The sequence below is a fragment of the Pseudomonas sp. S2_E01 genome (genome assembly GCF_054668365.1).
In genome coordinates this window covers 718548-742893 of record NZ_CP162762.1, presented here as the reverse complement: position 1 = coordinate 742893, position 24346 = coordinate 718548, and the positions used below count along the sequence as shown (strand labels likewise).

The 24346-nt window shown below is 60.2% G+C and carries 18 protein-coding genes and 2 pseudogenes; 6 read left to right on the top strand and 14 right to left on the bottom strand.

What is annotated here, in order from left to right:
• Nucleotides 1-72: 72 nt before the first annotated feature.
• Entirely contained in the window at nucleotides 73-4758 is a 4686-nt protein-coding gene (locus AB4O36_RS03475) for a dermonecrotic toxin domain-containing protein (protein ID WP_460141066.1), read from the top strand.
• Between the two features lie 7 nt (nucleotides 4759-4765).
• Here the strand turns inward: AB4O36_RS03475 and argR are convergent, their stop codons facing one another.
• The 7 genes from argR to acs all read right to left on the bottom strand — a co-directional run bounded on the left by argR (nucleotide 4766) and on the right by acs (nucleotide 12712).
• Complete coding sequence (argR, locus tag AB4O36_RS03470) at nucleotides 4766-5746, bottom strand: transcriptional regulator ArgR (RefSeq protein ID WP_460121711.1); 981 nt, start codon at nucleotides 5744-5746, stop codon at nucleotides 4766-4768.
• Nucleotides 5747-5943: 197 nt separating this feature from the next.
• Nucleotides 5944-6708, bottom strand: a complete 765-nt coding sequence (locus tag AB4O36_RS03465) for an ABC transporter ATP-binding protein (RefSeq protein WP_460141065.1) — start codon at nucleotides 6706-6708, stop codon at nucleotides 5944-5946.
• Between the two features lie 27 nt (nucleotides 6709-6735).
• Complete coding sequence (locus AB4O36_RS03460) at nucleotides 6736-7848, bottom strand: M14 family metallopeptidase (protein WP_460121707.1); 1113 nt, start codon at nucleotides 7846-7848, stop codon at nucleotides 6736-6738.
• Between the two features lies 1 nt (nucleotide 7849).
• Nucleotides 7850-8548, bottom strand: coding sequence for an ABC transporter permease (locus AB4O36_RS03455; RefSeq protein WP_460141064.1), 699 nt, complete (start codon nucleotides 8546-8548; stop codon nucleotides 7850-7852).
• Entirely contained in the window at nucleotides 8545-9234 is a 690-nt protein-coding gene (locus AB4O36_RS03450) for an ABC transporter permease (RefSeq protein ID WP_460121703.1), read from the bottom strand. Before AB4O36_RS03450 ends, AB4O36_RS03455 begins: the two co-directional genes overlap by 4 nt.
• Before the next feature lie 91 nt (nucleotides 9235-9325).
• A complete protein-coding gene (locus tag AB4O36_RS03445; protein WP_460141063.1) occupies nucleotides 9326-10099 on the bottom strand; it encodes an ABC transporter substrate-binding protein in 774 nt (257 codons plus the stop codon).
• A 657-nt stretch (nucleotides 10100-10756) separates the two neighbouring features.
• Entirely contained in the window at nucleotides 10757-12712 is a 1956-nt protein-coding gene (gene acs, locus AB4O36_RS03440; protein WP_460121699.1) for an acetate--CoA ligase, read from the bottom strand.
• A 505-nt stretch (nucleotides 12713-13217) separates the two neighbouring features.
• On the opposite strand from acs, the gene AB4O36_RS03435 reads away from it, so the two are divergent.
• The 3 genes from AB4O36_RS03435 (at nucleotide 13218) to AB4O36_RS03425 (ending at nucleotide 15804) form a co-directional block, all read left to right on the top strand.
• A complete protein-coding gene (locus tag AB4O36_RS03435) occupies nucleotides 13218-13481 on the top strand; it encodes a DUF2790 domain-containing protein (RefSeq protein WP_460121697.1) in 264 nt (87 codons plus the stop codon).
• A 186-nt stretch (nucleotides 13482-13667) separates the two neighbouring features.
• Nucleotides 13668-14039, top strand: a complete 372-nt coding sequence (locus AB4O36_RS03430; protein ID WP_460141061.1) for a hypothetical protein — start codon at nucleotides 13668-13670, stop codon at nucleotides 14037-14039.
• Nucleotides 14040-14556: 517 nt separating this feature from the next.
• Nucleotides 14557-15804: a ribonucleotide-diphosphate reductase subunit beta gene (locus AB4O36_RS03425; RefSeq protein ID WP_460141060.1), complete on the top strand. Its 1248-nt coding sequence runs from the start codon at nucleotides 14557-14559 to the stop codon at nucleotides 15802-15804.
• 146 nt (nucleotides 15805-15950) lie between these two features.
• Here the strand turns inward: AB4O36_RS03425 and AB4O36_RS03420 are convergent, their stop codons facing one another.
• Nucleotides 15951-16682, bottom strand: a complete 732-nt coding sequence (locus tag AB4O36_RS03420) for a hypothetical protein (protein WP_460141059.1) — start codon at nucleotides 16680-16682, stop codon at nucleotides 15951-15953.
• A gap of 352 nt (nucleotides 16683-17034) precedes the next feature.
• On the opposite strand from AB4O36_RS03420, the gene AB4O36_RS03415 reads away from it, so the two are divergent.
• Nucleotides 17035-17598, top strand: coding sequence for a BRO-N domain-containing protein (locus AB4O36_RS03415; protein ID WP_460141058.1), 564 nt, complete (start codon nucleotides 17035-17037; stop codon nucleotides 17596-17598).
• 115 nt (nucleotides 17599-17713) lie between these two features.
• Complete coding sequence (locus AB4O36_RS03410) at nucleotides 17714-18424, top strand: HNH endonuclease (RefSeq protein ID WP_460141057.1); 711 nt, start codon at nucleotides 17714-17716, stop codon at nucleotides 18422-18424.
• Between the two features lie 35 nt (nucleotides 18425-18459).
• On the opposite strand, the pseudogene AB4O36_RS03405 reads toward AB4O36_RS03410, so the two are convergent.
• The 6 genes and pseudogenes from AB4O36_RS03405 to AB4O36_RS03380 all read right to left on the bottom strand — a co-directional run.
• Nucleotides 18460-18839, bottom strand: a pseudogene (locus AB4O36_RS03405) (hypothetical protein).
• Nucleotides 18840-18902: 63 nt separating this feature from the next.
• A complete protein-coding gene (gene tcuB / locus AB4O36_RS03400; RefSeq protein WP_460141056.1) occupies nucleotides 18903-20063 on the bottom strand; it encodes a tricarballylate utilization 4Fe-4S protein TcuB in 1161 nt (386 codons plus the stop codon).
• Nucleotides 20050-21504: an FAD-dependent tricarballylate dehydrogenase TcuA gene (gene tcuA / locus AB4O36_RS03395; protein WP_460141055.1), complete on the bottom strand. Its 1455-nt coding sequence runs from the start codon at nucleotides 21502-21504 to the stop codon at nucleotides 20050-20052. Before tcuA ends, tcuB begins: the two co-directional genes overlap by 14 nt.
• Before the next feature lie 130 nt (nucleotides 21505-21634).
• A complete protein-coding gene (locus tag AB4O36_RS03390) occupies nucleotides 21635-22576 on the bottom strand; it encodes a LysR family transcriptional regulator (protein WP_460141054.1) in 942 nt (313 codons plus the stop codon).
• Nucleotides 22577-22642: 66 nt separating this feature from the next.
• On the bottom strand, nucleotides 22643-23398 hold the full coding sequence (locus AB4O36_RS03385) for a methyl-accepting chemotaxis protein (RefSeq protein ID WP_460126570.1): 756 nt from the start codon (nucleotides 23396-23398) through the stop codon (nucleotides 22643-22645).
• 102 nt (nucleotides 23399-23500) lie between these two features.
• Nucleotides 23501-24256 (bottom strand): annotated as a pseudogene (locus tag AB4O36_RS03380) (cache domain-containing protein); the annotation flags it as partial.
• Between the last annotated feature and the right edge of the window lie 90 nt (nucleotides 24257-24346).

The following is a 24346-nucleotide window of genomic DNA, read 5'->3' as shown; positions in this document are numbered from 1 at the left end:
ACTATCTACCGCACACGGCCCTGCCCCGTCTGGTTTGCTTGCGCTTCAATAAAACGCTCAAGGACTCGAGCCATGAACCCGCAAACTTTCACTGCAACGCCTGACGCGCCTGTTCATCACGCTGTCGACAACCTGCCCGACTGGCTGTTCAAAGCATCGCCCACCACACGCAAGGCGCTGAAAAACGCCCGCTTGCAACCGCATCAGACCGCACGACATCAGGCGTTGCACGGAGCCTGCGCCGACCACATGACCCAGCGCAACCGCCTCGAGTCGAGGCTGGCCAACCTGCAAAACCCCAGGGACTTCGCCCTACCGCTGCTGACCGCTGCCATCAAAACCCGATTCGGCCTTGAACTGGACGTCAAGGCCACCTACCTGCGCCTGTACATCCCGCAGCACATCCCTTGGTTCCCTATCCCATCGGGTGCCGCACGCGCCTGGACGATCTCGTTGCTGGACGCCGCATTGCACAACTTCGAAGAGTCGCACACCCACGTCGCCGCCTTTGAACCGGAATCCACCTACATCACCCAACCCTCACCCCACGGTCATTTCGAGACCTTGCCCGCGGTCGAGCAACAGTTGCCTATCCCACGTTTTGCCCAACTGTGCCGCGAGCTGGACATCGGCAACCAGTACCAGGCCTACCTCAACGAGACGCTCGGTCTGACCAGTCCGGTGGCCAGTGAGGTGGTCATGACCGACGTCATTGGAAGCCATAAAACCGCCCTGCGTGCCGCCCTGCACCTGGCCCACCTGCGCCACGACCTGCCTACTGACCTCTTCCAGACGATGCTCGACAATGTGGAGGGTCGCGAAGTCGCGCAGATGGACGGCCAGCCGCTGCTCGGACATGACCTGACGATGATGTCTTCCACACTGACCGGCATCCTGGTGTTCGCGCCTGAGGCCATACGTTCACGGGCCACCACGCGGATCATTGTTTACATCCCCGACGACCCGTACCATCCGCTCAAACTCTACGCCAGCCCGGCGACCTTCATTGAAGCGCTGACCCTCAAGCTGCGCGACCCCCAGTACCAGGCATTCTTCAGCCGCTTCGTCGAGCATCACGAGCGCGGGTATTTCTTCGCCGACCTGAGCCGTCGCCTGAGCCATGTCACCTGGCATCACCCTACGCGCGGCGACCCCCTGCCCAGTTGGCGCGACACCCCCATCGACCATCCCAACCTGCGATTCGCGGTGGCCCCCATCAAGACCGACCTGTGGACTCATCTGTATCAACGCCAACTGAACAAGATCCTCAACGACGCCAGCCACATGGCCGTATCCACGGCCAGCACCGACCGCGCCGCACGCTGGGCGCTGTGGGAAAGCTTGAATAAAGTGGCCGGTGCAATCGTCGAAGTCGCGTCATTCGTAGCCTTGCCCTTCGTGCCGTTTCTGGGTGAGCTGATGCTCGGCTACATGGCCTACCAGCTCCTCGACACCACCTTCGAAGGCATCATCGATTGGGCTGAAGGCTTACAAACCGAAGCCTTCGGCCAGTTGATAGCGCTGACCGAATCGGTGGCGCAAGTGGGCCTGTTCGCCGCAGGCGGCGCCCTCGTCACGCAGGCTTTGAGTCGCGTGCTCTCACCCGAAACACTGGCGCTGTTCGCCTCGCTCAACGTCGTGAAAACACGCACGGGCCAGATGCGCTACTGGCGCCCGGACCTGACACCCTACGAGCAGTCGATCACGCTGCCGAGTTCCGCCAAGCCCGATGAGCTGGGGCTGTATCACCATCAGGACAAAACCCTGCTGCGCCATGAAAACAAACTGTACGCCGTTAAACCGGACAGCGAGACCGGGCATTACCAGATCGAACATCCCGACCGTACCGATGCTTTCCAGCCGCCGCTGCGGCACAACGGTCACGGGGCCTGGCAGACCTTGCTTGACGATCCCCTGGCGTGGGACCGCGACACGGTGGTGCGCCGCCTCGGCCACAGCGTCGAGGGGTTCACCCGCCTCGAGCGCGAGCAGATCCTGCGCATCAGCGGCTTTCACGACAATGTGCTGCGCGAATCCCACGTGGAGAACCAGCGACCACCGTCACTGCTGACCGACACGATCAAGCGCTTGAAGATCGATCGCGACATCCGTGCCCTGATTGAACAGCCCGACCACCCCGAGCGCGAGGAGGCCCTGACCAACCCATTGACCTTTTTCGGCTATCGCTACGATGAACTCGAAAAAACCACCGATCGCCATGTGCAACTGCTGCAAGGTGTGGAACGCGGTCTGCCGACCGACATTGCACAAGAGCTGGTGGACAACGCCACGGGCAGCGAACTCAAGCAAATGCATGAAGGGCAAGTGCCGAGGCGCCTCCAGGATGTGGCCAACAAGGCCATGGAGGCCGTGCGGACCGCCCGGGCGTTCGAAGGGTTTTACCTGCGCGGCGCACAAACGCTCGACACCCAGCGCCTGGCCTTGCACAGCCTCGAGTCGATGTATGGCTGGCCGGACGATTTGCGCATCGACCTTCGCGCCTACTCCACAACCGGTGAAGTGCTGGACCGCATTGGCCCGGACGAAGCGCCCATTCACAAGACCCTGGTGTGCGCCGCGGACGGTACGGTCCATCTGGCCGAACACAGCGAACAGGCAGGCACCTTTTATGAGGCCATCCTGCAAGCACTGAGCAAGCAGCAACGCGATGTGCTGGAACTGTCCCAAGCCGACGGTGAAGCGCTCAAGCGACGCATCATCGACCAGGCGGCACGCACACCGTCGTTGCGCACGTTGCTGGCAAGGCACCCGCATCGCAAGACCCTGTACGACCCGGCGACCATGCGCCTGCCCGGTGGCACCGAGGGTTACTTTCGCCGCAACAGCTCCACCCCGACCCTCGATGCGCGGGTTCGCGAGATTTATCCCAACCTTGATCGAGAAGAGCTACGCGCGCAGATTTCGCGCCTGCAAAATCATCCCGACGGTGCGCGCATGGCGCTTTCGCGCCTCGCCACCGAGTCCCAGGAACTGTACACGGACCTGGATCGCTGGATCCGCCAAACACCGACCTTCAGCCCTGACACCGGGTTGGCACTGGACGCCGTCGACCGTCAGGCCATGCATCACAACCGCCGCTTGCTGGCGTTGGAGATCCAGCGCAGTTGGCAACGTCAGTCCGAGCGCGACGTGGATGCCGCCGACGGCAGCGCGCGTTACATACTGCGCTTTGCCGAGCCGATCCAGTGTGACCTGCCTGCCCTGCGCGCCGACTTCAGTCATGTGTCGACCCTTATCCTGAGGGGCGACAAGGCCACCCAGGGCGCGCCCGCGTTCCTGAAATCCTTTACCGGCCTGCGCCGGCTGGAGCTGCACGGGTTCGCCCTCGACTCATTGCCTGAAGCCGTCGGCCCACGCGCGCCACTCGAGACACTGACCCTCAGCGACTGCGCGATCACGTTCGATGAGGCCGCCTGGTCAAGACTGGCATCGATCACGACCCTCAAGCACCTGGACCTGTCTGCCAATCAGTTCAAGACCATTGTGCAGGTCGATTCGCTGCCGAACCTTCAGCATCTGGACCTCAGCGGCGCCGGCCTGACCGCCATCCCTCTTGGCGCGCTGCAACACCCCCGGCTCGACACGCTGATGTTGATGAACAACGTCATCAGCCAATTGCCAGCCGACCTGTTCGAGAGCGAGGTGTACGAAAGGCGCGGCATCCAACTGACGAACAATCCGCTCGACGATGCGTCACTGGAGCAGATCAAGCAGCACTATTTCGAGACTTCCTACGATCTTGGGGTGGCGGCGCCCGAGGCGGATGTACAGCGCGTCCTGTCGTTGTACCCGATCCTGGAGCCCACCCAGGCGAGTGACTTCGTGTACGAACTGCCCGGCAATTTCGCCGAGGGCCGGGCCATGTTGACCAGTCTGGAAGAAGAACTGGGTCGCGTGAGCAGCGATCTCGACACCTGGACCACCGAATTGCCGGTCCGACATCCGCTGACGGATGAGGCGCTCGATGCCGAGCAATTGTTCGCCGAGCACGTCAATCGCGAGCAATTCATGCAGGTACTCTTGAGCGGCTGGCGCCATGAAACGGAGCTTGATGGCTTCGATGAGCGGATGGAGCCTACCTATGAGCTGGTGATCAATGCGCCGATCCTCGGTGAACTGCCGACCCTGCGCGCCGACTTCAGCCACGTGTCGGTACTGGATCTGCGCAGTGTCGATGGACTGACGCGCATCGGGCGATTCCTGGAGGCGCTCCCCAACCTCAAGCGCCTCAGGTTGCACAATTTTGACCTGGGCAACCTCCCCGACGCGGTGTACAAGATGGGTCGCCTGCACTCACTGGCGCTGCCGGGTTGTCGCATTACGCTGACCGTGGAATCGGCCAACGCCCTGGCCGGCCTGGAGCGGCTGCAGTACCTCGACCTGGCGTCCAACCCGCTGGGGCAGGTGCCGGACTTGAGCCAGATGCCGGACCTCGTCAACGTACTGCTGGACCATACCGGCATCACCGAGTTGCCCAATGGCTTGCTCAACCGAGGCGAACTGGGTTGGGCGGACCTCAGCAACAACGCCATCACTGACGTGCCGAGCGACATCCTCGAGGTGCCTGCGGCCATTGCGCAAAACCTGCATTTGCGAAACAACCCGTTCACCGAGGACGCCCTGGGGCGACTGACCGATTATTACGAAAAGACCGGCATCAGCTTCAGCGTGGACGCCGTCAGTGATCGAGGTGAACCGCCGCTGTTGGCGACCCAAGCGTCGGCGGCGGACGAGTAAACCGGCGTCAGCCGCGCTCGGCTGGCACCGATGACAACTCGAATGGGCTGCTGCTGCGCCGCTGGTTACGATCTTCTCGCGGCGTGGCACCGAAGAAGTTGCGGTAGGCGCTGGAGAAATGCGGCCCCGACGAGAATCCGCATGACAGGCCGATCTGGATGATCGACTTGCTGGTTTGCATCAACATCTGCCGGGCCTTGTTCAGGCGCAGTTCCAGGTAGTACTGGCTCGGCACGCGGTTGAGGTATTGCTTGAAGATGCGTTCCAGCTGCCGACGGGACACGCACACGTGCTGGGCGATTTCGTCGGTGGTCAGCGGCTCTTCGATATTGGCTTCCATGAGCAATACGGCTTGCGTGAGCTTCGGGTGACTGGAGCCGAGGCGGTTCTGCAACGGAATGCGCTGACGCTCGCCGCCTTCGCGGATGCGCTCGACCACCAGCTCCTCGGAGACCGCACCGGCCAATTCGGCGCCGTGGTCGCGGGCCAACACCGCCAGCAAAAGATCGAGCACCGACATGCCACCGCAAGCGGTCAGGCGGTCGCGGTCCCAGTCGAACAGATGGCTGGTGGCGATGACCTTGGGGAAACGCTCGGCGAAATCGTCCTGCCAGCGCCAATGCACGGCGGCGCGATAACCGTCGAGCAAACCGAGCTGCGCCAGCGGGTAGACCCCGGCCGACAACCCGCCGATCACGCATCCGCTGCGCACCAGTTGCTTCAAGGCACTGCTCAGCGCTGGCGCCAACGTGGTCGGCGGCTCATCGGCGAGCAGGAACAGTTTCTGGAAGTTTTCCAGCTTGCCGGTCCACGCCTCGCCCGGCAATTGCCAAGCCCCCTCGGCAGGCGGTTCGGCCTGCAGGAACGACAGCTCGTAAACCACTTCGGGATGCACACGCTGGGCAACACGCAAGGCCTCCTCAGCCAGCGCAAGCGTCAGGGCTTTTGTGCTGGGCCAAATCAGGAAACCAATTCGATGGGCAGTCATGGTGGGCAATCCGAAGCGAAATCAAGTGTTGAAGGCATGGGCCACAATGCTAGCCCGTATACCCTGTAGGAGCGAGCTTGCTCGCGATGCGGTGTATCAGTTTGCATCTGTGGTACAGACACACCGCCATCGCGAGCACGCTCGCTCCTACAGGGGGCTGAAGCATGCACCATTGAGGTGCACAAAGCAGCCTCAAATCACTTCAGGCTACCCGACAGGAACTGCTGCAACCGTTCCGACTGCGGGTTCACCAGCACTTCGCGCGGGTTGCCGCTTTCCTCCACCAGGCCTTTGTGCAGGAACACCAGTTGGTTGGACACTTCACGGGCAAAGCCCATTTCGTGGGTCACCACCACCATGGTCCGGCCTTCCTGGGCCAGGGCCTGCATCACCTTGAGCACGTCGCCGACCAGCTCCGGGTCGAGCGCCGAAGTCGGTTCGTCGAACAGCATCACCTCCGGCTCCATGGCCAGCGCACGGGCAATCGCCACGCGCTGCTGCTCGCCGCCGGACATGTGGCCCGGGTAGGCGTCCTTGCGGTGGGCCACGCCGACCTTGTTCAGGTAGTGCTCGGCCTTCTCGCGGGCTTCGGCCTTGGCCACGCCCAGCACGTGAACCGGCGCTTCCATGATGTTTTCCAGCGCGGTCATGTGCGACCACAGGTTGAAATGCTGGAACACCATCGACAGGCGCGAACGCATGCGTTGCAGCTGCTTGGGGTCGGCGGCTTTCATTGCGCCTTCCTTGTTGGCCACCAGTTTCAGCTCTTCGTTGTTGAGCAGGATGCGGCCAGCGTGGGGCTGCTCCAGCAGGTTGATACAACGCAGGAAGGTACTTTTGCCGGAGCCACTGGAGCCGATGATGCTGATCACATCCCCGGCGGCCGCTTTCAGGGACACGCCCTTGAGCACTTCGTGACTGCCATAGCGTTTATGCAGGTCTTGGACTTCAAGTTTGTACATGCTGTCGGTTCTCACAAAAACAGTCAGTCAGTCGTTGAGCAAGCGCCCGTGACGCAGCGCTTCGCGCCCCGCCACCTTGGCCAGCCAGAAACCGGGTTGGGCATAACGCAGCCGTTCAATGGCAAACAGCACCCCGGACGTACCAGCACACACCGTGCTGACCCGATCCGCCAACGGATCGATCACTTCGAAAATCTCGTCACCGTCCTCAACCCACTCGCCGGGTTGGCGCAGGAAGCTGACCACCCCCGGATGCGGCGCAAACAGCAACTCGGTGCCTTCGAACGGCATGCCTTCGCAGGCGTCGCGCTCGGGCTTGGGCCACTCGCCGCCGATCAGCCCTTGTTCGGCGAGGAACGCCAGGATGCCGTCGGCGTAGGCCTCGGCATCCGCGCGCGCGGTGTCGGCCTGGCCACCCAGTTCAATGGTGGTCGCCAGACACGCCAATGGAATCTGCGCGTCGGGGAACTGCCGCGACAGACGCAACCACGGCAGCGAACAGGCTTCGTCGAACGAGCTGCCGCCGGAGTCTTCCGCCAGCAACCCGACCTTCACACCCAGGTGCGCCGCCAGCGAACGCCACTGTGGCCAGTGTTGCGGCAAGGCGTACATGTGCAACGCCGCCTCGGCATCGCAATGCAGGTCCAGCACCACATCGGCGGTGCAGGCGTGGCTGAGCAGGATGCGCTGCATGCCCTGCAACTGGCTCGCAGCCGCCGGCAAGGAGGCCAGGTGATCACTCATGGCCTGGCGGATCAGGCGGATGTTGGCGTGCGAGTCATCGCCCAGGCGCCCTGCGAGCGCTGCCGCAACGGGCGCGCTGAGCTCGACGAAATCACGGTTGAAGTTCTTGCCACTGCCCGCCTCGAAACGCCCTTGGTGATTGCCTTGCAGCAATTGCCCAAGCCCCAGCGGGTTGGCCACCGGCACCAGTTCGACGACGCCATTGAGCAAGCCCTGGGCTTCGAGTTCGCCCAGGCGTTTTTTCAGTTCCCAGGCGGTGCGCATGCCGGGCAGCTCGTCGGCGTGCAGGCTGGCCTGGATGTAGGCCTTGCGCTCGCCGCTGCCAAAGCGGAATACCGAAATCTGCCGCTCGCTGCCCAGGTGGCTCCATGGCAAACAATGATCAATACGTTCCATATCAGTGCTTCCGCGGGGCCAGGTAGCCCAACCAACGGCGCTCGGCCATCTTGAACAGCTTCACCAGGATGAAGGTCAGGCACAGGTAGAACACGCCAGCGGTGATGTACGCCTCGAACGGCAGGTAATACTGGGCGTTGACCGTGCGCGCGGCACCGGTAATGTCGATCAGGGTCACGATGGAGGCCAGGCTGGTGGTCTGCAACATCATGATCACTTCGTTGCTGTACTGCGGCAGTGCACGGCGCAGGGCCGACGGCAGCAGGATGCGCTTGTACATCTTGAAGCGCGACATGCCCATGGCCTTGGCCGCTTCGATCTCGCCGTGGGGCGTGGCGCGCAGGCTGCCGGCGATGATTTCGGCGGTGTAGGCGCTGGTGTTGATGGCGAACGCCAGGCAGGCGCAGAAGGTCGCGCTGGAGAGCCATGGCCAGAGGAAGCTTTCGCGCACCACTTCGAATTGCGCCAGGCCGTAGTAGATCAAAAACAACTGCACCAGCATCGGCGTGCCGCGGATCACATAGGTGTAGAGCCAGGCGGCACCGTTGACCACGGTGTTCTTCGACACGCGCATCAGGCCCAGCGGCAATGCGCACAACAGGCCAAAGAACAGCGACAGCGCGAGCAGTTTGAGGGTGGTCACCAACCCGCCAAAGTACAGCGGCAAGGCCTCCCAGATGACGTTGTAGTCGAAGATCATAGCTCAGCCGCCCTTACGCCTACCGAGTAGCGCTTCTCGAGGTGACGCAATGCCAGCAACGAGACGCTGGTAATCACCAGGTACATCGCCGCCACTGCGAGGAAGAAGGTGAAAGGCTCGCGGGTGGCATCCGCCGCCTGCTTGGCCTTGAACATCATGTCTTGCAGGCCCACCACCGAAATCAGCGCGGTGGCCTTGGTCAGTACCAGCCAGTTGTTGGTGAAGCCAGGAATCGCCAGGCGAATCATCTGCGGCACCATCACCCGGAAGAACACCTGGAAACTGCTCATGCCGTAGGCCATACCCGCTTCGGCCTGACCTTTGGGGATCGCCATGAACGCGCCACGGAAGGTTTCCGACAGGTACGCCCCGAAGATGAAGCCCAGGGTGCCGATACCGGCGGCCAACGGGTTGAGATCGATGTAATCGTCGAAGCCGAGCATCGGCGCCACGCGGTTGAGCAGGTCCTGGCCGCCGTAGAAAATCAGCAGGATCAGCACCAGGTCGGGAATGCCGCGAATCACCGTGGAATACAGGTCGCCCAGCCAGGCTAGCCAGCGCACCGGCGACAGACGCAGCGCCACGCCGATCAGCCCCAGGACGATGGCCAGCGCCATGGACGACAAGGCGAGCTGAAGCGTCAGCCATGCGCCATCGAGGATGACAGCCCCGTAGCCTTTCAACATGATTCAGGTCCTCGAAAGTTGGGATGAAAAAATGGCGCAAACCGCAGAGATCCTGTTGCTTGCGCCATTTCGGACTTGTCGCCTGGACGTGTTACTTGCCGTAGATATCGAAGGCGAAGTACTTGTCCTGGATTTGCTTGTATTTGCCGTTTTCGCGGATGGCCACGATGGCGCTGTTGATCTTCTCTTTCAGCGCGTCACCCTTGCGCACGGCGATACCCACGCCGTCGCCGAAGTACTTGACGTCGGTGAAGGCCGGACCCACAAACGCGAAGCCCTTGCCGGCGTCGGTTTTCAGGAAACCGTCATTAAGCAGCGTAGCGTCTGCCACGGTGCCGTCGAGGCGGCCAGCGGTCACGTCCAGGTAGATTTCGTTCTGCGAGCCGTATGGCTTGATCTCGGCACCCAGCGGGGCCAGGACTTCGCGGGCAAAACGCTCGTGGATCGAGCCACGCTGCACGCCGATGTTCTTGCCCTTGAGCTCGGCCAGGCCGTCGCTGACCTGGGTGCCTTCCTTCATCACCAGGCGAGCCGGGGTGTTGTAGTACTTGTTGGTGAAGTCCACGGATTTCTTGCGATCTTCGGTGATCGACATCGACGACAGGATCGCGTCGATCTTGCGCACTTTAAGCGCCGGGATCAGGCCGTCGAACTCTTGCTCGACCCATAAGCACTTGACCTTCATCTCTTCACACAGGGCGTTGCCGATGTCGTAGTCGAAACCCACGATGCTGCCGTCCGGTGCCTTGGAGGCAAATGGAGGGTAAGCCGCTTCGATACCGATCTTGATCGGCTTTTCATCGGCGAAGGTTGGCAGGGACAGCACGGACAGTGCCAGGGCGCCAAGCAGCACGAGTTTCTTCATCTTGGTACTCCATCGGTAAAGGGCGAAAACGGCAGAGTGAGCGACAGCCCAATATGCGAATGAGTGGGACCGCAATTGTGTGGCTACGTCCTAGGAAGCCGGTGGTTTTTTCAACACCGGCAACGACGAGCGAGTGATCGGCATTCTAACGACAGGCCCGAGGTCGATATTTCTTCAATGCGACAACTAGTTACAGATGCGTAGAGAAAGCCGCTCGGGCGCGTTGACAGCCCTGCAAATTCATGCAAGGGCAAAAGACAGTGAACCGATCTATGCTGCAAATTGCGGGCCTATTATTGGCAAAGCCTTCTAATCCGGCAAGCGCAGCGTTAGGGGTTATTTTTTTGCAGCGCATTTGTGGCCCTGATCAGGGCATAAGCGTTTCCGGATGCCCCGGGGCGGTGCGAGTGGTTACACCCGGGGTAACAGTGGGAAATGGATGACAGGAGATGTCGATAATTATTGGTTGGCGTTTATCCGGTGTTTGGTTTGACCCCATCGCGAGCAAGCCCGCTCCCACACTGCTGATCCCTGTGGGAGCGGCGGTGCGACGACTCGACTTGCTCGCGAAGAGGCCAGCCATTGCACCACAAAACCATCAGGCAGAAAAAAGCCCCACCGGCTTACACCGACAGGGCTTTCACTCAAAACCGGTGTTTAAGCCACGTTCATCGTCTTGTGCGTATCAATCAAATGCTGCACCACGCTCGGGTCCGCCAGGGTCGAGATATCACCCAGCCCGTCATACTCGGCCGTGGCAATCTTGCGCAGGATGCGGCGCATGATCTTGCCCGAACGGGTCTTCGGCAGCCCCGGTGCCCACTGGATCACATCCGGTGAAGCAATCGGGCCGATCTCACGACGTACCCAGTTTTTCAGCTCGATGCGCAGTTGCTCGCTGGGTTCCTCACCGCCATTCAAGGTCACATAGACATAAATGCCCTGGCCCTTGATGTCATGCGGCACGCCCACGACTGCCGCTTCGGCGACTTTCGGGTGCGCAACCATCGCGCTTTCGATTTCGGCAGTGCCCATGCGGTGGCCGGAGACGTTGAGCACGTCGTCCACACGGCCGGTGATCCAGTAGTAACCATCGGCGTCACGGCGTGCACCGTCACCGGTGAAGTACATGCCACGGAAGGTCTTGAAGTAGGTGTCCACAAAACGGTCGTGGTCGCCAAACAGCGTACGCGCCTGGCCTGGCCACGAGTCGAGAATCACCAGGTTGCCCTCGGCCTCGCCTTCGATGATGTTGCCCAGGTTGTCGACCAGCGCCGGCACCACACCGAAGAACGGACGTGCCGCCGAACCCGGCTTGAGGCCATGGGCGCCCGGCAACGGGCTCATCATGTTGCCGCCGGTCTCGGTCTGCCACCAGGTGTCGACGATCGGGCAACGGGACTTGCCGACATTCTTGTAGTACCAGTCCCAGGCTTCCGGGTTGATTGGCTCACCCACCGATCCCAGCAGGCGCAGGCTGCTGCCGTCAGCGCCGTCCACGGCGGCGGTGCCGGAAGCCATCATCGCGCGGATCGCGGTGGGCGCGGTGTAGAGAATGTTGACCTTGTGCTTGTCGACCACTTTGGCCACCCGGGTGATGTCCGGGTAGTTCGGCACGCCTTCGAACAGCACAGTGGTGGCGCCGTTGGCCAGCGGGCCGTAGACGATGTAGGAGTGGCCGGTGACCCAGCCCACGTCGGCGGTGCACCAGTAGACTTCGCCCGGACGGTAGTCGAACACGCGCTCATGGGTCATGGCCGCATACAACAGGTAACCGCCGGTAGTGTGCTGCACACCCTTGGGTTTGCCGGTGGAGCCGGAGGTATAAAGGATGAACAGCGCTTCTTCGGCACCCATCTCTTTCGGCGCGCACACGGTGCCCGCCACTTTCATCAGGTCTTCGTACCAGATGTCGCGGTGCTGGTTCCACTTGATGTCGCCACCGGTGCGCTTGCACACGATGACTTTCTGGATGCTGCTGGTTTCCGGGTTGGTCAGCGCGTCGTCGACGTTGGCCTTGAGCGAGATCTTCTTGCCGGCGCGAATGCCTTCGTCAGCGGTAATCACCACTTTGGACTTGCAGTCGATGATGCGACCGGCCAGGGCTTCCGGCGAGAAACCACCGAACACCACCGAGTGGATCGCACCGATGCGGGCACAGGCCAGCATGGCGACCACGGCCTCGGGGATCATCGGCATATAGATAGTCACCACATCGCCACGGTGCACGTCCTGGCCGCGCAAGGCGTTGGCCAGCTTGCACACTTCTTCGTGCAATTCGCGGTAGGTGATATTGCGGCTCTCGGAAGGGTCATCGCCTTCCCAGATGATGGCGACTTGGTCGCCGCGCTCAGCCAAGTGGCGGTCGAGGCAGTTGTAGGAAACGTTCAGGGTGCCATCGGCGAACCACTTGATGTCGACGTGGTGATCGTCGAACGAAGTCTGCTTCACGGTGGTGAAAGGCTTGATCCAGTCGAGGCGCTTGGCTTGCTCGCGCCAGAAGCCGTCGGGGTTGACGACCGACTGCTGGTACATGGCTTTGTAGGTTGCCTCGTCGGTCAGCGTATTCGCCAGGACCTCGGGACGAACGGGATACAGAGAAGCCGCACTCATCTTTCTTACCTCGGTGGAATAGTTGTTTTTGTATGGGTCCAGTTTTAGCCCGCCCAGCACCATAGAACCATTCGACGATGGTAGTAACAATCCCCTACAAAACGTCATGACAACGCAAAACACCACACATCCCCGCCAATCCCTGTAGGAGCGAGCATGCTCCGGGCGGCGTTCCGACGATGGTAGCCCAGGCACCGCTGGCATTCAGACAGCCAGCGTCATCGTTAACGACCATCGCGAATAAATTCGCTCCTACAGGACATCACCAGCCCACAGCCCTCCTAATCAGCGATTGTTACAAAATCTACCAAAGGTGTTTATCAAAACCCCACCTATATGAATCCCCACCCCACGCCTAGAATCCGCCCCGCAACAAGACAAACCCTGATTAACCCAGTTGCAGCCCCCACGAAGGCCGTTAATCAAATACTTGAAAACCCAAGTTCCACACGCAACCCCACAAAGGTTGCGTGACCCCACTCGACCTCTAAAAGGTAAAAACGAAATGAAAGCTTTATTAGTTCTGGCCCTCTCCAGCCTGTGCGCAACCGCCATGGCAGACGAGGTCCCGACTGATGTCGCACAGCAACAACCGGTTATCGAGGAATACACTTACTCCACCCATTTGGACATCGCCAAAGTGATCTCCATGAGCGATGTTCCCAATGTCTGTGAAGTCGTTCCAATGAAAATGGAATACGACGACTCCAAAGGCCAACGCCACATCCTGCGCTACAGCGTCATGGGCAACGGCTGCTCCAACGGCTGATCACCGCCCCCTCCCAATACGGTTCGACCCACCGGCCTGGATGCTTGAGGCTGCTGAAGCGCCGAACCGTATAGATCGGTTTTTACGATTGGTTAAAGCATATATTTGCGCTTTTTAATCAAATTAGTCGGCGTAGTATGAATTCCACACCAAGACATACAACGACGACGAACTGGAGCAACCACCATGAAAACCAAACTGATTCTCGCCCTGACCCTCTCTGTACTGGCCGCCAACACCTTCGCCGCTGACGGCTACGACCGCACAGGCTCGGCCGTTTTCACCACGGCATCGGCCGCTGCTGTCTCGACGACGTTCGCCGCTGACGGTGCTGATCATGTAGGGGCAGGCAAACTCGCTGCTGACGGTGCTGACCATGTTGGCGCAAGCAAACTCGCTTCCGATGGTGCCGACCATGTTGGCGCAAGCAAACTCGCTTCCGATGGTGCTGACCACGTCGGTGCAAGCAAACTCGCTGCTGACGGTGCCGACCATGTGGGTGCTTCCAAGCTCGCGGCCGATGGTTCGGATCACGTCGGTGCCGCTCGCCTCAGCTGATCGACGAGCATGACTTCACAGCCCGACTTCGGTCGGGCTTAGTTGTGTCCAGCCCCGCCAAAAACCGAACTAAAACACAAGATGTAGTAAAAAACGCCTTTTTTGACTGTTTTTTGAACAAAAAAAATGGCTCTGAAAAATTTATGAAAAAAAATCTGCCACAGCCATATCCAGCCAAAGCCCTGTAAACCCTCGCTCCGACCGAAAAACCCTCCTGCGCGAACGATCCGTGCGCGGATTCGCCCCACCACGGCCGCAAAAATTTCCCTATAATGCCGCCTAAACCGGCCTGCAATATTCCCTTACAGGGAAGACTGCCAGTCTGAAGCCCACGCAAAAGTCCTCCGCGATTTCTGCGCCCATCGGCGGCTCTCGGAACCCGGTACAAAATTATGTTTATTTGCCTGCGTGTACCGCTGCAAAAAACGCTATCAACGCGGCCAACAGGGCCGTGTGAAAAATACAGACATCCAATTTCACACGGGCACTCTGGCCCTCACGCAGGAGACGACACGTCATGCTGAGCTGGGACGAATTCGACAAAGAAGACACGGAAGTAGCGGCCAAGAGCGCCAACGCCGGCCACGCCACCGAAGCCAACATGGACCGTCTCGACAGCGCCGGCGGTGCCGCCGCCCTGGAAGCTCGCGCCGTTACGTCCACTGACTCGCCTGCCGTTGTCCGCGCCAAGACTGCACTGGACAACCTCGACATCGCCGAAGGCCTGGCCGAACTCGAAGGCGCCTCCGCACGCGTCGCCGTCGACGAAAAAGCCATGATCAACTGCCGCGCCGACCTCAACCAGCTCGTACCCTTCAAGTACGACTGGGCCTGGCAGAAATACCTGGACGGCTGCGCAAACCACTGGATGCCGCAAGAAGTCAACATGACCGCCGACATCGCCCTCTGGAAAAACCCGGAAGGCCTGACCGACGACGAGCGCCGCATCGTCATGCGCAACCTGGGCTTCTTCTCCACCGCCGACTCCCTGGTCGCCAACAACCTGGTGCTGGCCGTTTACCGCCTGATCACCAACCCGGAATGCCGCCAGTACATCCTGCGCCAGGCGTTCGAAGAAGCGATCCACACCCACGCCTACCAGTACTGCATCGAATCGCTGGCCATGGACGAAGGTGAAATCTTCAACATGTACCACGAGATCCCATCGGTCGCGAAAAAAGCCACCTGGGGCCTCAAGTACACCCGTTCGATCTCCGATCCGAAGTTCGAAACCGGCACCGTCGAAACCGACAAAGAGCTGCTGCGCAACCTGATCGCCTACTACTGCGTTCTGGAAGGCATTTTCTTCTACTGCGGCTTCACCCAGATCCTGTCCATGGGCCGTCGCAACAAAATGACCGGCGTCGCCGAGCAGTTCCAATACATCCTGCGCGACGAATCCATGCACCTGAACTTCGGCATCGACGTGATCAACCAGATCAAAATCGAAAACCCGCACCTGTGGGACGCCGAAATGAAGGAAGAAGCCTCGCAAATGATCCTGCAAGGCACCCAATTGGAAATCGAATACGCCCGCGACACCATGCCGCGCGGCGTACTGGGCATGAACGCCGCGATGATGGAGGACTACCTCAAATTCATCGCCAACCGTCGCCTGTCGCAGATCGGCCTGAAAGAAGAGTACCCAGGGACCACCAACCCGTTCCCATGGATGAGCGAGATCATGGACTTGAAGAAAGAGAAGAACTTCTTTGAGACGCGTGTGATTGAGTATCAGACGGGTGGGGCTTTGAGCTGGGATTGATTTGCGAGTGAGCTGCGGTTTGGTAGCTTGAACAGCAGAATCAAAAAAGCCCTGATTTGATCAGGGCTTTTTATTGCCTCAAGAAAACAAGACACTGGACTGCACGATCGCAGGTCGATCGGACGTCAATAGCGGAATGAAATCCATTAACTGGTAGCTTTAGACTTAAGCTTCTCAAGCGCTTTAGCGCAACCATACTCGGCAGCTTTATCTAGATAGCGGAAATACTCTTCCTTTAGGTTGCGCCTCATCATTGCAGTCGCAAGGCTCATATAGAGGTTTGCGCGGAAACCATTTCCATCGAGGTATATGACTGCCGTCTCGCGCTCAAGACGTCTGCAAGCCGACAACATCGCCGGCTGAGGATAGTACTTGCTAAACGCGGCGTCGCTTGCAGGAAGCTGTTCGATCAATGAAAGAAAACCGGGAGTTTTCACTTCATCGAAGCAGTAGAAAAGCATTTTCAATCCAGCGGGAGCAAAGCCCTGGCTCAAGCTAGATCTCAAGAGAGAGCAGACCTGATCGACAACCTGTTCGCGATCGTCAAAGTGCGAAGATAACCACGCTAACCGGTACTGTGCAGCAGGGTTACCTTCATCGGCTGATTGCTTGAGTGGCGGTACACCCTCACTTAAAAGTGCCTGCACTTTTTTCCGGTAGCTCTGCCGATAATCATCGGAAATTTTCTCACCGGGTGACAACTTGCCTCGAATGCTAAATAGCTCACTTTCTGCTTCATCAATTTTTTCTAGATATGGCAATGCCTTGAAATAGAGCTCATCGCTTTCCAGAGAAATTTTAAGCGTTTCTGCGTGTACAGACATCGCTAAAAAGAGCAAAAAAATTAAAGAAAAGCGTCCGGCAACCTGCTTAATCACGGGTCCATCCTAGAGAAGGTCATTCGATCCTCGATGATATCACAAGGCCACATCCGGGCTTTTTGCGTCTGTTTAATTGACGTGATTTTCTGTAGCTCCCACCTACTCACCGACGCCCACGCCCCTACAACATTCCCAGCCACTTCTACATTGATACCCGCTGAAAGCACCTTTATGCTCCAACACAGGTGCCTAAGAAACGCCCAACGTAGAAGCTAATCTCCTCACACCGAATGCATGCTGGCATCCGCCTTGTATGTGCGATGTGTGAAAGAAAGAGCTTGTTGGGATTTCTTAGATCCTCTACGTCGGGCCCCGGCCCTCTTCAACTTCACACGTAGAGGTAATGAATATGCCTAGCAAAGTCTCGAAACGCGCCGTCATCACAGAGCCTTCCGTCTCGACAGTTTTCAGCCGCCACAATCTCTCTCTTCATGCCTTTCTCCATGAAAACCAGCCATGGTTCTGCGCTCGCGATATTGGCCGCTTGATGGGCTTCCATCTCAGCGATCGCATGGTCAGCAAGCTGGATAAAGATCAGCATCAAGTCCTGTGGATTGATTATTACCACCAACCAGAAAAGCAGCTGATGCTAAGCGAATCTGGCGTGTATGCGCTGTTGGTGTATCACTACGCTCCAGAGAATCGGTTACTGCGTGAATGGTTGACCCATCAGGTCGTACCAGCGTTACGTGACGCGCAGACTTCTGACGATTCAGATCGTCCGATGCTGAGTTTGTTGGATTGGCCGAAAATGTCGTTGAGCATGCTGCATTGGCAGGGCGAGGGATGGATTAGGCTGCGGGATATGCCTTACTTGTTAGAAGACCACGCACCGAGTCCGATGAAAGCGACTAAGCCTTGGCGGCGCAGAGTCATGGATATTTTTCAGTTATCCAAGCATTCATTGGGATAGTGATACGTCTGTAGGATTGCTCGCAGGAAGCGCCATCTCTTACTGTAGGAATTTTCGTAGACAACGGTAATGGCCACTCAGTATCGTCCGAGGGTTTTCAACCCTCGGCGATTGTATGGACACGTTTAAGAGCAATAGCGATTGGAACGACGCGGAAATTCAGGCCGCAGTAGATGCTTACTTGAGCATGCTCGCGCGCGAGCAGGCTGGTCAGTCGATCAATAAAGCTCATGAAAACCGAGTCCTACGCGAAGGGCTGTTAGCAGGTCGCACCAAAGGCTCCGTCGAATTTCGGATGCAGAACATTTCTACCGTGTTGGTCGAATTGGGGCGTAGGCGCATTGAGGGCTATAAGCCCGCTAAAAATGTGGGTGCCAATGTTGTTAAGAGCATTCTTAAAGCACTCGACGCTTCTACACCGACTCCCGAGGATTTCGCTCCAACGGCAGACGAGGCGACACTCGAGCAGCGTGCCACAAAGCTTGAGCAGCAGCCGATTACGGATGAGCCAAAGGGAATCGAAAAACCACAACAGACTCAATCCAGCGGAAAGTCGTATATCCGTGATCCAGAAGTCAGGGCATGGGTTCGACAACAGGCCGCAGGGAAATGTGAAGGTTGTGGTGAGCCGGCGCCATTCGAAAAATCAGGCAAACCGTTTCTTGAGGTCCATCACGTTAAGCATCTAGCGCGGGAAGGCTCGGACCGCCCCAGCAATGCGGTAGCGCTATGCCCGAACTGTCATCGTCGTTGTCATCATTCGGATGACAGTGCGGCATTTACCGAATCGCTCTATCAGAAGGTTGGGCGATTGCTTCGTGAGTAAGCGGGCAATTGATGGGGTCTGCGAACCCCATCCTGCTAATCCGCCCACTCCACATAACTCGACTCCCCCCACCCTCCGCCCCCGACAACCACCCCCACACAAACGCCAACGTCGTGCGCCCTGCCCCATCGACACCCACCGTGCCGCGCGACCAGCCGGACAGAATCTCGCCGTCGTCGGTGATGCAGTGAAACAGCAGTTCGATGCTATCGGGGCCGGTGACGCGGCCCACTTGGTGACCCGTGCGGATTCGACCGCCCTGGTAGGTGCTGGTGATGGCATTGCCTTCGACCCGGTAATGAAACACGGTGCCGGTGCCGGAGAGGCCGTGGGTGTTGCCGGCGACGGTGAAGCGGCGGTTGTGCAGGCGTTCGTTGACGGGCATGGGTGGTGTCCTTGGGTTCACTGAGTCCATTGTGTGGGCCATGGTAAGCGTGTTGGGTGTCTGCCGGGGCAAATCCTTCACACGCTGTTCGGCTCAATCATCTCCCAGCTTCAGCGAACTCCGCTGGCGCTTCTCGATGGAGAATTTCAGCAAGGCGGCGCTACGGAAGATGCCGTGGGCGAATTTGCTGTAGGGCATGGTCAGGAAGAAAGCCATGACCAGGCCAAGGTGGAGGCTGAGCAACAGCGCCATGGCCGGGGTTTCACGGCCGGCCAGCAGGGCCAGGCCACTCAGGCTGATGAGCAGGAGCAGGGCAATGAATCCGCGGTCCATGGGTTTCTGGTTGTGATCACCCTGATCGGGATGCCGGCGCATGTTCAGCCACAACAGCCCGGCCGGCCCGATCAGCAAACCGATACCACCGGCGATGCCCAGCAACACCGGCACGCTGAGCACGGGATAAGGGGCCGACCAACCGGCCAGGTAGTGGTAGAGCGTGGCGACAGCGGTGGCGGCAAAACACAGCAAAAAACCATAAAACGTGAGGTGGTGGAAGCGGCGGCGCCATAACGTGAAGGCGTCGTCGGCGTTGTTGCAGCCTTGTGCATGGCCACCGTCGAGGTACTTGAGGGTCAGGACGTTTTTGGCCGCTTCCATTGCCGCCGGCTGCAATGGGACGGGTTGCCGGGCCGGGGTGATTTCGCGCCAGAATTTGCGCACGCCCAGCGTGAGCGCCAGCAGCGCAAAACCAAAGACCGAACCGAACATCCACACCAACGTGTTGTGGGTGAAGATCGCGTAGAAGTTGCCGCCCTCCACCTGGGTCCATAGGTTGCCCGCGACCATCAGCGTCAACAGCAGAAACAGCGCCAGCCCGGCACCGCTGGCCAGCGCCAGGGTCAGGCCATTGCGTTGGTAAAGCTTGCCCAGCGCCGGTGGCCAGGCGTATTCGGCGTAGGTGTCCAGGCGCACGCGGGCCATGGCCTGCGGTACGTTGACGGCAAACTCGTGGGGCGCGGCGTACTGGCACGCGTGCAGGCAGGCACCGCAGTTGTGGCAAAGATTGGCCAGGTAGTGCGTATCGGCCTGCTCGAACACCAGGCGGCGGGTCATGGCGGGGAACACCGCGCAAAACCCTTCGCAATACCGGCATGCGTTGCAGATGGTCATCTGCCGTTCGACTTCGCGCTCATTCACATTCAGCACAGGGATCAGGTCAGGACGCGCCTGGGTCGTGGGGTCAAACAGTTCCATGGTGATGCCCTGCCGGTTCTGATGGATGTTGAAAACCCAGCGCGGCGGCGGCGTGCACGCCCGCGAGGCGGCCAAACGCGGTGCCGATCGCCATGCCGATGCCGGCGGTGTAGCCTTTGCCCAATATGTTGCCCGCCATCATTTCCCCCGCCACAAACAGATTGGGCGAGGGTTTGCCGGCAAAACGCACCGCAGTGGTTTCGTCGGTCTTGAGCCCCAGGTAGGTGAAGGTCACGCCCGGACGCAACGGATAGGCGTAATAAGGCGGAGTGCTGATGGGCCGAGCCCAGTGACTTTTGCCGGGCACGATGCCTTCGGTGTGACAGTCATCCAGCGCGGTGTGGTCGAAAGTGCCCACGCGACAGGCACCGTTGAAGTCTTCGATGGTCTTGACGAACGCTTCGCACGGCAGACCGAGCTTTTGGGCCAACCCGTGCAGGGTGTCAGCCTGCGTACCGGCAAACACCGGCGGCATGAACCGGCCGACCGACGTTTGATCAATGATCGAAAAACCCATCTGCCCCGGCTGTTGCGCCACCAGCCGGCCCCAGATGGCGTAGCGTTTGGGCCAGAAGTCCTCCCCTTCGTCATAGAAGCGCTGGCCGTCGCGGTTGACCACCACGCCCAGCGATACGCAGTCGATGCGCGTGCAAATGCCGCCGTCGTACAGCGGGGCCCGCGCATCGATGGCGACCATGTGCGCTTGGGTCGGGTCGCCAATGACGTCGGCCCCTTGATCGATCATCCGTTTGAGCAACGTGCCTTGGTTGAAACGCGTGCCTCGGATCAGGAAATTGTCCGCCGGCCACTCGCCATCGGCATTCTGCCCCCAGGCTTCGCGCAGCCACTCGCGGTTCGACTCGAAGCCGCCCGCGGCCAGCACACAGGCGCGGGCTTCGATGCGTTCACCCGAGACGCACTGGCCGTCGACCTCGGTGGACTTCAGGTGAGCGGCGACAAAGCGGCCATTGTCCATTTCGATGTCAGCCACTTCGGCGTCGTAGCGCACCTGGATGCCCAAGCGCTCGGCGCTGCGAAAATAGGCATTGATCAGGGCCTTGCCGCCGCCCATGAAGAACGCATTGGTACGCGCCACATGCAACGCGCCGGACAACGATGGTTGAAAATGCACGCCATGGCGGCGCATCCAGTCGCGGCAGGTCGAGGAGGCGCGGATGGTGATGCGCGCGAGTTTTTCGTCGGTCTGCCCGCCGGTGACCTTGAGCAGATCCTGCCAGTATTCCTCCTGCGGATAGGCGTCGATCAGCACATCCTGCTCAGCCTCGTGCATGCAGCGCAGGTTTCGCGTGTGCTGTGAGTTGCCACCTCGCCAGGCTTTGGGCGATGCCTCCAGCAGCGTGACGCTGGCACCCGCTTCGCGCGCCATCAGGGCGGCACACAGCGCCGCGTTGCCGCCCCCTATGACTAGAACGTCGATCATGATTTCTCCTCTACGGCGAGGAGCGTTGAACATTGCCTCCCCACGAATGGGCGGACGATAAGTCAGCCAGCCCAGGCTCGAAAGGCGCCCACGGGTGGGGGGTGTTCAGTTTTGCTAAAGGCCGGGCAGCTCAGCTCGCGACGGTGCTGCCCTCCAAGAGGCTGGCGCCGGGCCAGCGCCCCTGGGCCACCAGTTCACGCGCCACCTCGATCATCACCACCCGTGCAGCCAGTGCGGCGGGTGACAGTTCATCGTCGGGCAAGGTGGTCAGGATATTGCGACGGCCCACATGCGGGTCGGCAATCTGCACCATCGACAGCCCGCACTCGCCCGAGTGCGAGGCGGCCGCGCCGGGTTGGATGGTGGCGGCGAGACCGGCGCGCACGGTGTCCATGAGCACTGCCAGGCCGTCGACTTCCATGACGACGCGCGGTTCGACCCCCGAGCGCTCGAAGGCGCTCATCAATGCGGCGCGCAGGCCATGCTGCAAGCTGGGCAGGACCAGCGGCAGATGCCCCAAGTCGGCCATCTGCACGCTCGCCCCTTGCGGCGCACCGGCCAGATCCGGGGTGCAGATCACAAAGAGTTTTTCGTCGAGCAGCGGCGTGATGGTCCAGCGCCGGGTCGCGTCCACCTGGAACAGGATGGCCACGTCCAGCTGGCGGGCAGCCAGTTGTGTGGCCAGGTGCCCGGAAAGCATTTCCACCAGGTGCAGTTGAATGTCCGGGTAACGCTCGCGCATGGCCTTGATCAAGGGCAGCGCCAGCACGGTGGCCGTCGTCGGCGGCAACCCGACGCTGACGTAACCGCTCATGCGCCCACGCTGGGCGGCTTGCATCGCGTACCCCGCCTGGCGGAGGGTCAGTTGGGCATGGTGCAGGAACGCGATGCCGGCGTTCGTCGGCGTCACCCCGACACTGCTGCGGATCAACAGGCGCGTGTTGAGTTCGCTTTCCAGCTTGCCGATCTGTTGGCTCAGCGCCGACACGCCGACGTCCAGCTCGAGTGCAGCGCGCCCCAGGCTTTTGAGTTCAACGATCTTTACGAAATAACGCAGCTGTCGCAGTTCCAAGGCTCACCTTCCGTCGAGAGAATCATCCCGGGCGCGTATGGCTTCCCGGGAGCTGCGGCCATGGTCTCAAATCTTGAACTGCCCGAGCAGACTTTCCAGGCGGCTGCCAATCGTGTGCAGTTCGTGGGTGGTTTTGACGCCGCCCTGCGTCTGCTCGGCGACCCGTTCGATGGTGTGCGCCATGCCGTGCACGCTGCGGTTGATCTCTTCCGCCACGGCGGTCTGTTCCTCGGCCGCACTGGCGATGTGGGCGTTCATGGCGTTGATGGTCGCGATGAGCTCAACCGCGTTGTCGAGGGATTGACCTGCCTCCCCCGCCTGATGACTGGCGCTCATCCCGGCTTCGCTGGAGTGGTTCATGGCATTGACCACGCTGGCGGTCGCCCGATTGAGGCGTTCGATCATGGCCTGAATTTCCTGGGTGCTGAGCTGGGTGCGGCTGGCCAGGGCACGGACCTCGTCGGCGACCACCGCAAATCCGCGGCCGGCATCGCCGGCCCGCGCCGCTTCGATGGCGGCGTTGAGCGCCAGCAGGTTGGTCTGCTCGGCAATCGAGCGGATCACGTCGAGCACCGAGACGATGCTTGCCACATCGCTGCGCAAACCTTCCAGCGACGTGCCACCGTCGGATAACTCCACGGTCAGTGCTTGCAGGCGAGCGATGCTGGCATTGACCACGTGTCGGGCGCTTTGTGCCTGTTGGTCGGTGTCGGCGGCGGCCGTGGAAGCGCTTTGAGCGCTGGAGGCCACTTCCTGCGCCGCCGACGACATCTGGTTGATGGCGGCGGCGACCTGATCGGTTTCCTGGCGTTGCTGCTCCATGGCCTGATCGATGAGTTTGCTTTGTTGGGCGACATGTCCGACGGCGTTGCTCAGTTCCCCCGACATCGCGACGATCTGGCTGACCAGCCCATGAATCTTCTCGACGAAGGCGTTGAACGATCCTGCCAATTGCCCGAACTCATCGGTACCGGTGGCCGGCAGACGCCGGGTCAAGTCACCCTCGCCGGCGGCGATTTCATCCAGATGGCTGCGGATCAATGTCAAAGGACGCAGGCTGGTGTTGATCAGCCAGACCGCCAAGGCGCCAAACGCGGCGAGCAGCAACAGCGCAGTGACGGCGACGCCGATCAGCAGGCTTTGCACCCGCGACTGGATGTCCTCACGCACGCGGGCCACCTGGCCGTCGATGTTGTCCAGGTTGATGGCCGTGACCACGATCAGGTCCCACTTGGGCAGGTAAAAGCTGTAGGCGAGCTTGGGCACCACGGTATCGGTGTTGACCAGCGCACCGGAATAATTGACGTAGTGGGTCTGGTTTTTGGCCGCGGCCACCATTTCGCGGTTCAGGTAAACGCCGTTCTTGTCCTTGCGATCACTCATGTTGGTGCCCACGCCTTCGCTGCTGTCGCCGCGAAAGAGGCGCACCACCTGGCTGTCGTAGCCGATGAAGTATCCTTCGTCACCGTATTTGATGCGCGACAGCCGGGCGATGGCCTGCGCCCTGCCCGCCTGGTCGCCGGACTCGGCGCGATCATAAAGGTCGGCCACGGCCGTACGGGCGATACTGGCGTAGTCCTTGAGACGATCGCGGCTCTCTTGCAGCAGGCGCTCGCGGGTGTTGGCGATGTCCTGCTCGGCGCTTGCCAACAGGTTCGCTCGTACGGTCAGACCCGCCACACTGGCAAACAACAGCACGGGCAACAGGGTCAGCCACAGTATTTTATTTTTGAAAGACAACGCTCAACTCCTTGCTCCTCAAGCCTGCCA